8 protein-coding genes are annotated in these 9,872 nt (G+C 57.5%); 3 read left to right on the top strand and 5 right to left on the bottom strand.

Annotated elements, in window-relative coordinates:
* Positions 1-10 precede the first annotated feature (10 nt).
* Together VI895_02600 and VI895_02605 are read left to right on the top strand one after the other, a co-directional pair.
* Entirely contained in the window at positions 11-2,476 is a 2,466-nt protein-coding gene (locus VI895_02600) for an ATP-binding protein (protein HLG18690.1), read from the top strand.
* The gene (locus VI895_02605) at positions 2,473-3,072 is read left to right on the top strand and encodes a response regulator (protein HLG18691.1); all 600 of its coding nucleotides are present in this window, start codon (positions 2,473-2,475) and stop codon (positions 3,070-3,072) included. The genes VI895_02600 and VI895_02605 overlap by 4 nt, the downstream gene beginning before the upstream one ends.
* On the opposite strand, the gene VI895_02610 is transcribed toward VI895_02605, so the two are convergent.
* Positions 3,069-3,341 carry a type II toxin-antitoxin system YafQ family toxin gene (locus VI895_02610; protein HLG18692.1) on the bottom strand — a complete coding sequence of 91 codons (273 nt, stop codon included), beginning with the start codon at positions 3,339-3,341 and terminating at the stop codon, positions 3,069-3,071. The two genes, VI895_02605 and VI895_02610, sit on opposite strands and share 4 nt — an antisense overlap.
* The gene (locus tag VI895_02615; protein HLG18693.1) at positions 3,338-3,634 is read right to left on the bottom strand and encodes a type II toxin-antitoxin system RelB/DinJ family antitoxin; all 297 of its coding nucleotides are present in this window, start codon (positions 3,632-3,634) and stop codon (positions 3,338-3,340) included. Before VI895_02615 ends, VI895_02610 begins: the two co-directional genes overlap by 4 nt.
* Before the next feature lie 89 nt (positions 3,635-3,723).
* Here VI895_02615 and VI895_02620 point away from each other — a divergent pair, with 89 nt between their 5' ends.
* Positions 3,724-3,864 (top strand): hypothetical protein, encoded by a 141-nt coding sequence (locus tag VI895_02620; protein ID HLG18694.1) that lies wholly within the window; start codon positions 3,724-3,726, stop codon positions 3,862-3,864.
* Positions 3,865-3,871: 7 nt separating this feature from the next.
* Here the strand turns inward: VI895_02620 and VI895_02625 are convergent, their stop codons facing one another.
* The 3 genes from VI895_02625 to VI895_02635 form a co-directional block, all read right to left on the bottom strand.
* A complete protein-coding gene (locus VI895_02625) occupies positions 3,872-7,645 on the bottom strand; it encodes a response regulator (GenBank protein HLG18695.1) in 3,774 nt (1,257 codons plus the stop codon).
* Positions 7,642-8,022 (bottom strand): response regulator, encoded by a 381-nt coding sequence (locus VI895_02630; GenBank protein HLG18696.1) that lies wholly within the window; start codon positions 8,020-8,022, stop codon positions 7,642-7,644. The genes VI895_02625 and VI895_02630 overlap by 4 nt, the downstream gene beginning before the upstream one ends.
* On the bottom strand, positions 8,012-9,872 hold a 1,861-nt coding region (locus VI895_02635), incomplete at its 5' end, for a response regulator (GenBank protein ID HLG18697.1). The genes VI895_02635 and VI895_02630, both read right to left, overlap by 11 nt.

Genomic DNA, 9,872 nt, shown 5'->3' on the forward strand with positions numbered 1-9,872 from the left:
TCGAGAAGCCATGAGAACCGTACTGTCCAATCTCGGCATGCGCAAAAAACTCTTGCTGATCGCGATGGCTGCAGCGGTCCCGACCCTGCTTCTCGCTTCCGTCGGCATGATCGCCTACGAGGTCGTCGCATTTCGCGACAAACTGAGAGGCGAAGTAACGTTGGTTTCGAACGTCGTCGGTTCGAACAGTGCGGCCGCGCTGCTCTTTGAGGATTCGGCGGCGGCCAAGCGTGTCTTGTCGGCGCTCATCTGGCAACCGCACGTTATGATAGGCACGCTCTATACGAAAGACGGCCACGTATTTGCCGCGTATGCGCGCGACGGGAACGAGTCCGTGCGTTCGGGCCAAAATCCGTTTGCGCGGACGGGCCACTGGACGGAAAAAGGGAATCTCCATTTTGTTTCCGACGTTCGTTACCGGGATGAGGTTGTGGGAAAGCTCTATCTTCGGGCGGATGCCCGGGAACTCTACAAGAAAATGTGGTGGGACGCGTTGTTGACGCTTCTCTTCCTGGCGGGCACGGCTTCGGTGGCCTATGTCGTATCCTCGAAGATTCAAGGAATCATTTCTTCTCCCATCGAGCGTCTCTTCACGACGATGCAGGACGTCGCGGAGCGCCAGGATTTTTCGATTCGGATCCCCGAACTCTCCAAGGACGAAATCGGAGGGCTCAGCCGGGGATTCAATGCCATGTTGGGGGAGATCGAACGGCGGAACGAGGAACTTCAAAAGCATCGGACACATCTCGAGGATCTCGTCCAAAGCCGCACGAAGGAATTGATCGAGACCAATCGCCGTTTGGAGCTGGACATCGCGGAACGAACACGCGTCGAGGCCGAGCTCGTCGAAGCCAAAAGCGTTGCGGAAGACGCCAACCGGATGAAAGGCGAATTCCTGGCGAATATGAGCCATGAGATTCGGACTCCGATGAACGGGATCATCGGGATGACGGAGTTAACTTTGGAAACGGCTCTGGCCTCCGACCAACGGGAATACCTGGAAGCGATTCGGGCATCCGCGGATACGCTTCTCAATATCATCAACGACCTGCTCGATTTTTCGAAGGTGGAATCAGGAAAAGTGGAATTGGACCCCGTGGAATTTCGCTTGCGCGAAATGCTGGACGAGACGACGAAGGTCATGTCGGTGCGGGCCGCGAAGAAGCGCTTGGAATTGACGTACGACGTAGCCCCCCAACTGCCCGATTCTTGGATCGGGGACGCGACGCGATTCAAGCAGGTGTTGTTCAATCTTGTCGGCAACGCCATCAAGTTCAGCGAGCGTGGAGAAGTAGCGGTTCGCGTTGATGTGGCGCGACAAGAAGAGAAGACATCGCTTCTGCATGTCCGCGTGGTGGATACGGGAGTCGGAATACCGTCCCAGAAGCTGCGGACGATCTTCGAACCGTTCGTCCAAGCGGACGCCTCCACGACACGAAAATTCGGTGGAACAGGTTTGGGGCTGGCGATTTCTACGCGGTTGGTGCGATTGATGGGGGGCGAGATTTGGGTGGAGAGCGAAGTCGGGAAGGGAAGCACATTTCATTTCACCGTACGCATGATGCAGTCGTCCCTGGACCTCGCGGGGGACCTGGCCCGGTGCCGCGGCCTGGGATTTTCTTGTCATCTTCAAAAACGGATCAAACAGGCGGATTTGCGCCGGGCCGTCGAAGATGCGATGCGGGCGCCCGGAAAACCGGCGCCGGCCATGGCGGGCGCGTCGGCGCGCAACATTCTTTTGACGGAAGACAATCCGATCAACCAAATGTTGGCGAAAAGAATCTTGGAGAAAGCCGGCCACCGGGTCATCGTGGCCCAAAATGGAGCGGAGGCGCTGGAAGCGCTGGCTCGAGAGGAATTCGATCTCATTGTAATGGATGTCCAAATGCCGGTCATGGACGGGCTTCAGACGGTCGCGGCGATCCGCAAGCAAGAGAAGAGAACGGGGAAACACACTCCGATTCTGGCGATGACGGCGCACGCCATGAAAGGCGACCGGGAGAAATGCCTCGGAGCCGGCATGGATGCTTATTTGTCCAAACCGATCCGTGGAAAGGAACTGGTCGATATGGTGAATCAATTCGCGTTGCGTAGATGTCACGGTATGGCGGGTTCTCCCCGAGAGCAAGCGCCGGAATTCGATATCAGCCACCTGAAGTCCGTCGTGGGAGGGGACCGCGCGCTCATGGGCGAAATCGTCCAACTTTTTCTGGCGCATTCGCCCAATATGGTTTTGGCCATGGAACAAGCCATGGAGCAAGCCGATCGGGAGACCCTGGCCAGGTCGGCGCACACCATTAAGGGAGCGATTGGGAATTTTTCGAAGGGAGCCGCGTATCAAATGGCCATCGAGGTCGAAGACGCGGCCCAAAAGGGCGATCTAGCACATGTGACTCCAATCGTGGCCACGCTGCGAAAGGAACTCGATAAAATGCGGTCCGCGTTGGCGATGTATGGGGAGGGAGGCTTTCGATGAGAGTCTTGGTGGCCGATGACGATCTGACGTTTCGTACGCTCCTGGAAAAAACGCTTCAGCGGGAAGGCTATACGGTCCTCCTCGCAAAGGACGGCCGGGAGGCTCTCCAGGCGCTCACGGCTCCATCGGCGCCGCCGTTGGCGATTCTCAATTGGGTCATGCCGGGTCTCGACGGAATCGAGGTCTGCCAAAAAGTTCGCGCCGTGCCGACGCAAATGCCGCCTTATATCCTCCTCCTGACCTCACGGGACCGAACGAAAGACGTGGTTCTCGGGCTGGAATCCGGCGCCGATGATTACCTCACCAAGCCGTTTCATCCGGCCGAGTTGGGGGCTAGGCTGCGCGTCGGCCAGCGGATCATCGAACTTCAGCGAAAGCTCTCGGATCGCATTGCCGAGTTGGAACGAGCTCTCGCTCAAGTGCATACGCTACGCGGACTCCTGCCGATCTGCAGCTATTGCAAGAAGATCCGCGACGATCATAACTATTGGCGGCAGATCGAATCTTACATCTGCGAGCACTCACAAGCGTCGTTCACGCATAGCATCTGTCCGGGGTGCGAATCGCGATTGTTCGCGCCGGGATCGGATTCCTAATGGGTGCCCAGTCGGTAAAGAGTCAGGACGGAGTCGTTTTCAATCCGGTAAATGAGAACCAGATCTCCTCGAACATGGCAGTCCCGATGATTTTTGAATATCCCCTTCAGCGGATGATCCCGATACTCGGGAGGGAGCGGCTCCCCGGAAGCCAAAAGCCTTACGACCTCTTCAATTTCGGATCGGATCTTTGGACGACTCTCAAGAAGTTTCTCGTAATCCTTTTTGAAGCGGCGAGACCACTCAATCTTGTGTCGCGGAGGAATCAACCCTTCCGGCCACGTTCAAGATCGTCGAAAAGCTCTTTCGCTGAATCGAAGGTCTTCACTCGACCTGCCTCGCGGTCCTCTTCATGCTCTCGGATAGCGCCCATCAAGGCTTTTTCTCCTTCGAGGGTGAAGCCACTTTCCATGCGAAACGGGATCGTTCTTGTACGAACAACCTGACGAAGAAACATCCGCAGAGCCGCACTTAAATCGAGTCCCATGGAGCGTACAATGGCAGCGGCTTTCCGCCGGATTTCTGGATCTTCACGAAAGGCGATTTGAATATCTTTGGCCATGAACGAACCTCCTGTTTTCCGATAATCGAGTGTATCTCTGATCGTTATACATTGTCAATACATCTCCGCCTAAGTTTGACAATATATGTATGGCAGCCCACATCGAAAACCTTTCGACTAAGCGGACTTCGGTGGAAGAACGAAATTCCGTGATTGAATTGGGCGGGGATCTCCTTCAAGGGTATCTCTTCGCCAAACCGAACCGGGAACTTGCGACGCTTGCTGGGTAGGCCCGTTTCAGAGACGATCGCTCACAATCGAACGTAAATTCTTGGGGTCGAACGGCTTTTCCACGCGTTGGTTGTTCACCCGAACCAAGAAATCGCGCGCACGGGGTGTGAATGCGCCTCCCGTGAGAAAAATCATCCGGTCGGCCTGATCCTTCGAAAATCGGAGAACCTCCTCGTAGAGCTCCATCCCGGTCATTTTCGGCATCATGAGATCGCAAAGGATCACGTCGAAGCGTTCCCCCGCTGAAATCTGGTCCAAGGCTTCCTGGGCCGTCTGCACCGTCTCGACGATATGATCCACGGCGAGCGTGCGCTCCACGGCCGAACAGACGATCTTCTCATCGTCGATGACTAAAATGCGCCCACGCCGGGAGATGGAAGCCGCGTCCGAAGCAATCGGCGGAAGGGTCGCCTCCAGACGTGCCGGCGGGAACACTACTTGAAACGTCGTTCCCCGAGTCGGTTGGCTTTCAAACGAAATTGTTCCTCCATAACTGGTGACGATCCGGTGACAAATCGAAAGCCCGAGCCCCGTCCCGACGCCCACCGGTTTGGTCGTGAAAAACGGATCGAAAATCTGTTTCGCGATTTCCGGTGGGATGCCTGAGCCGGTGTCACGGACGCGGACCACCGTGTTTCCTTCATCGTCGGTCACCGTGCTTATGCGGATTTCGTTTTGGTCCGCCTGGCCTTCGGGGATCGCTTGAGCCGCGTTGATGATGAGATTGAGAAAGACCTGGCCGATCCGGGCGTCATTTCCGTCCACGAACGGCGCGGGTCCGTAATCCTTGACCAACCGCGCGCGGTGCCGTACTTCGTTCCATGCCATCCGGGCCACGGAATCGAGAACCCGGCGCACATCAAGGGGCCCTCTCGATTCTTCGTCCGGCCTCGAGAAAATCTTGAGATCCTTCACGGTCGTCCGAATCCGTTCGGCGGCCTCGAGCGTTTCCTCCAACGGATCGAGAAGCGAGACGATATCCGATTGTACGGGCGCGAGGTCCGCGTGCAACCGCACGAGGAGGTCCGACTCCCGTATGTCTCCGATTTTTTTCTTCAGAAATTCCGTGTTCGCGAGAACGGCGGCCAGCGGATTGTTGATCTCATGCGCCACGCCCGCGGCCAGGGTCCCGACGGATACCATTCGGTCCGAAATAAGAAGTTGGGAGTGAAGTTTTTTCCGTTCCGTGATGTCCCGTGCGACTCCAACGGCCATCACGACTCGGCCTTGCTGGTCGACGATGGGAGAAATCACGGTGTGAAACAGGTGCATTTCTCCGTCCTGCCGCGGCACCGCCTCTTCGGGAATGTCCAGCGATTTTCCCGTTTCAAAAACAAACGTGTCGTCGGGAAGGGTTTGCATACCGCGCCCTCTCGATGCCCATCGCGCGCCGTCCTGAACGTCGTCGATCGTAACGCCGTAATAGTCCCGGAAGGCTTTATTCCCCCACAGCAGGCGCGAATCCGCCCCCTTCACGAAAACCAAATCGGCGATGGCATCCAAAATCTGTTTTTGGCGTTCCTCGCTTTCGTGAAGTTTCGCCGTGCTCGTTCTGCGCTCAACGGCGTCCGCGAGAATATTGGCGGCGGATTCAAGAAAGTGAATGTCGTTTCTTCCAAACACCCGGTCCGTTCGGGTGAACGCCTCCAGGACGCCGAAGGGGCGATCCTTTCCATGAATCACCACGCTCAGTCCCGCCCGCAAGCCCTTTTTCGACAAAAATAGGTGATCGGCAAAACGCTCTTCTTTCGAGAAATCCTCGATCACCACGGAAGATTCCGATAGCAAATTGAATCGGGCGCGGGATTCGGCTTTCGCTCGGCGGATGGACTCGCCCGACCAAGATTCACCCGACCGGAGCACGAATTTGGGGCCATCCGGCGGAAGCTCCAGGATATGAGCCCATTCGACCTCCAGGCCCCTTTTCACTCCCTCGACCGATTCGTGGAAGAATTCGTCCAACCCGGTGGAAGCCAGGGCGGAGGCGCTCAGACGGGCGATTTCCTCCTGCTGGCGCACGCGGGTTTCCAATTCTCGGGCGATGCGCTCCTTTTCTGTCACATCGCGCGCGATCGCGAGCACCACCTTTTCTTGAGCGATGTCCACGGCCGAAAGCGCGAGATCCGTGATGACCACCCTCCCATCCGACCGTTTCAGGCGAATTCCATCGACTTGCCTCGGCTTTCGATCCAAGAGACGGGGGTATTCCCGGACCAGACGCTCTCCCCCGTCTCCTTCCATGAATTCCCAAGCCACGCGGCCTACGATTCGGTCCTTGCTCAAACCCAAGAGCTGCTGCGCCCGAAGATTGGCCTCGAGAATCGCCCCCTTAGAACCGAGGACGAAGACCGCGTCGTTGGCGTTCTCCATGAGGTTGCGGTACCGCTCCTCGGAATCTTTGATGAGGCGGTAGGAACGGTTGATCACCAAGGCCTGGCCGAGCTGGGCCGCCACGATTTGGGCGAACGAGAGCCAATCGGCGCTGGAAAGATCGCGCTTCTGGGACACCATAAGGAGCACGCCCAATACGTCCTCGGCGAACAGGATCGGCACGAGAAGCGCCGCCGTGGCATTTCCCGTCCGTGTCAAAAATTCTTTCGAGACGGTTTCGGTTATGTCGGCCGATGGAAAAACCACGGAGCGCCCTTTTGTCACGACCCGAACGAACAGTTCGCGGTGTCCGAAGAACTCTTTGGCTTGGGAGCCGGACGAGAAACCGACTTCCGCCTGCAGGACCAAACGGTTTTCCGAATCCATCAAGTAGAGCGCTCCCCGCGACAGACCGGAAGCGTCCAAACAGTGCTGAAGGGAAAGATCCAACGCCTCTTCAATCGCCTCTTGTCCCGCCAAAGCCCCCGAAGTGGCGCCGAGAACCGACAACGCCGCCGATTGAATGAGGCAACGTTCGGTCAAACCGGCGTTGATGGCCGCCTGGCGTTCGAGCTGCAACATGGCCCGTTCCATGTGCTCGCCTTCCAACTGGGTGGTATCCAGCCGGGGGGACGGGGAGCTTTTTCTCTTGAGGCTGACGTCGATCGCCGAAATCACGTCGTCCATGGAAGGCGACCGGTTGACAAAGGCGTCCGCGCCGACCTTGACCCCAAATTCACGATCTATTTCGTCCAGGTAGTGGGAACTGACGAGGACGACCGGGATTTTCTGAAGTTCCGGATCCCGACGAACCGCCAGGCAGAATTGGAAACCGTCGAATCGGGGCATCAAGACGTCGGAGACGATTCCATCCGGCTTGAACTCATGCGCGACGCGGAGGGCTTCCTGGCCATCGGTCGATGCAGCCGTTTCGAAGCCGAGGATCCGGAGCCGCGTGGCTAACAGTTTCAATTGAACCGGATCGTCGTCGACGATCAATATGCGGCGGCCGGCCCCTTTCACGGCGCCTTCTCGGCCCCCGATGGGAACGTAGGCCTTCACCGTCTTAATGAGGCGCGACGGTTCCACCGGCTTCACCAGGATATCGTCAAACGTCGAAGTCCCGACGCGCAACTCCTCCGCCTGGGTTAAAAATCCCGTGAAGCCGAGAATAGGGATTTCCTTCGCACCGGGCAGAGCGCGAATCTGCCGGGCCAGGTCGCACCCATCCACGTCCGGAAGGCGGAAATCCTGCAAAATCAGGTCGGGCAGGCGGTCCTGAATGGACAAAATCGCCGTTCGGCCGTCGCCCGCCTCGACGGTTTCGTACCCTTCTTGTTTGAGCGCGACGCGGACCATTTTACGCGTGATCGGATTGTCATCGATGACCAGGACGACGGGGACTTTCATCGCTCCGCACCGTCCAAGTAACCTCGGAGGATCGAGGGGAGCCGGCGTGTATCGATAGGCTTGGCGATATAACCGTCGCAACCGGAAGAAAGAATCCGTTCCTCGTCCCCCTTCATCGCGTATGACGTGACCGCTACGATTCTGACGTTCAAGAACCTTGGATTCTCTTTGATCCGACGGGTCAGCTCCAGGCCGTCGACAACCGGGAGCTGAATATCCATAAGAACGAGTCGCGGCCGGAAAGATTCGAGTTTGCTCAAAGCATCGGCCGCATCGACGGCGGTTTCCACTTGGTAGCCTTCCGCAACCAGCACCGTCCGCATCAACTTCAGATTGGCGAGATTGTCGTCCACGACGAGAATCGCTTCAGACGGCACCGTCGACCTCCATTCTGGAATGGATCTGCGCTTTGAGTTGCGACAGGAGGGAAGCTCGATCGCCCTCTCCCTTTCGAATGATCGCCTGCGCGGATACCGTGAGCTTGGAAAGCTCTTCCGGGCTGAGATCTTTCATCGTCCATACGATCACCGGAATCGATTTTCCGTTCGGGGCCCGGCGAAGCCGCTGAACGAACTCGAATCCGTCGGGGTCCGGCATCATCAGATCGAGAATCACGGCGGCGGGCGGTGAGGAAAGCGCCATATCCAGTGCAACCTGGGAACTGGCTTGGCAGTTGGCGATATAACCGGCTCTCGTAAGGAGTGTGCTCAACATTTTTAGTGCTGCGGGGTCATCGTCCACGACCAGGATCTCGCGGTTTTCCTGCGGCCGAAGACCGGCTTTTTCCAAGGAAGCGAGCAACTCCTCGGCTCGAATCGGTTTGGTGAGAACGTCATGGACGGGGAATCCGGCCACCGCTTCTTTGTTCGCGACGATTGTGACAACAACGATCGGCGCTTGTTGGTTCAATCCGCGCGCGCGAATCTGGCGCAATACGTCCAGGCCGCTGACGTCGGGGAGGAGGAGGTCCAACGTAATGGCATCAAATTGTTTGTCGGCGCAACGGCTCGTGGCTTCGCGCCCGGTGGCCGCCGTCTCCACCAAATACCCTCCTTCAAGGAGCGTCTGGACCAGCCAGTCCCGGTCTTTGGCGTCGTCCTCCACGACCAAAATCAACGGGGCATCGGGAGCGGGTGAGATTTTCGCTCGGCCCGTGGAACCCGTGGACATTGGGCCCGCGGCTCGGGCCTCTTTTGGCAATACGGCGTAAAAAAGGCTCCCCTTTCCCGGAGTGCTCTTCGCTCCCACGTGTCCGCCCTGGGCTTGGACGATTTTTTTCGTCAAGGCCAGGCCGAGGCCCGTCCCCTGATATTTTTTCCCAATTCCCGAGTCGATCTGCTGAAACTCCAAGAAGAGTTTCCTCTGATTGTCTTGGGAAATCCCGATTCCGTCGTCCTCCACTTCGATTCGAAACGATGGATCGTCTTGGGGAAGGACACGAACGGTGATGGTCCCCCCTTCCGGAGTGAACTTGATGGCGTTCGATAGAAAGTTGTAAAGCACTTGCTTGAGCTTGCCCGCATCCACGACCACTTCCTGAACCGTCTTCGATACATCGCTCTTGACTTTGAGCCGTTTTCCGGCGCTCTGGGCCCGGAGAACGTCCAAGACCTCCAAGACAATCGTTCGCACGTCGATCCGCGTGGGATGAAATTCGAGCTTTCCCGATTCCACTTTCGCGAGGTCGAGGACATCGTTGATGAGCGTCAAGAGATGCCGGCCGCTGACGAGGATGTCTCCCAAGTATTCGGCCTGTTCCGGCGTCATGGCGCCCACCTTTCCGTCGTGAAGGATCTCCGCGAAACCGATCACGGAGTTGAGCGGCGTGCGGAGTTCGTGCGACATGTTCGCGAGGAACTCGCTCTTGAGTCGGTTGGCCTCCTGAATCAACCGGTTCTGTTCGATGAGTTCCATGCTGCGGCGTTCAACGGCTTCCTGCCGTTTTCGATCCGAAATATCTCGAAGGATCACGGTAAACAAACGTTCTCCTTCCGTTTGAACTTGAGAAATGGACGCCTCGGCGGGGAACTCCTCTCCGTCGCCGCGGAGGCCGAAGATGTCCCCCAGCACTCCCATGCGCCGGCTCGTGACGCCGGTGTCACCGAACCGGCGAACATGATCGTGATGAACGCTCCGAAACCGTTCCGGGATTAAGACGTCGAGCGACTGTCCGATGACGGAGGATGCCGGCCGAGCAAAAACAGCACTCCCAATCCCACGACGATCC

The sequence above is a fragment of the Bdellovibrionota bacterium genome (genome assembly GCA_035292885.1).
Classification (GTDB): Bacteria; Bdellovibrionota_G; JALEGL01; order JALEGL01; family DATDPG01; genus DATDPG01.

Coding starts and splice junctions, on each gene's coding strand:
- VI895_02600 (HLG18690.1), top strand. CDS start 11: ATGAGAACCGTACTGTCCAATCTCGGCATGCGCAAAAAACTCTTGCTG.
- VI895_02605 (HLG18691.1), top strand. CDS start 2,473: ATGAGAGTCTTGGTGGCCGATGACGATCTGACGTTTCGTACGCTCCTG.
- VI895_02615 (HLG18693.1), bottom strand. CDS start 3,634: ATGGCCAAAGATATTCAAATCGCCTTTCGTGAAGATCCAGAAATCCGG.
- VI895_02620 (HLG18694.1), top strand. CDS start 3,724: ATGGCAGCCCACATCGAAAACCTTTCGACTAAGCGGACTTCGGTGGAA.
- VI895_02625 (HLG18695.1), bottom strand. CDS start 7,645: ATGAAAGTCCCCGTCGTCCTGGTCATCGATGACAATCCGATCACGCGT.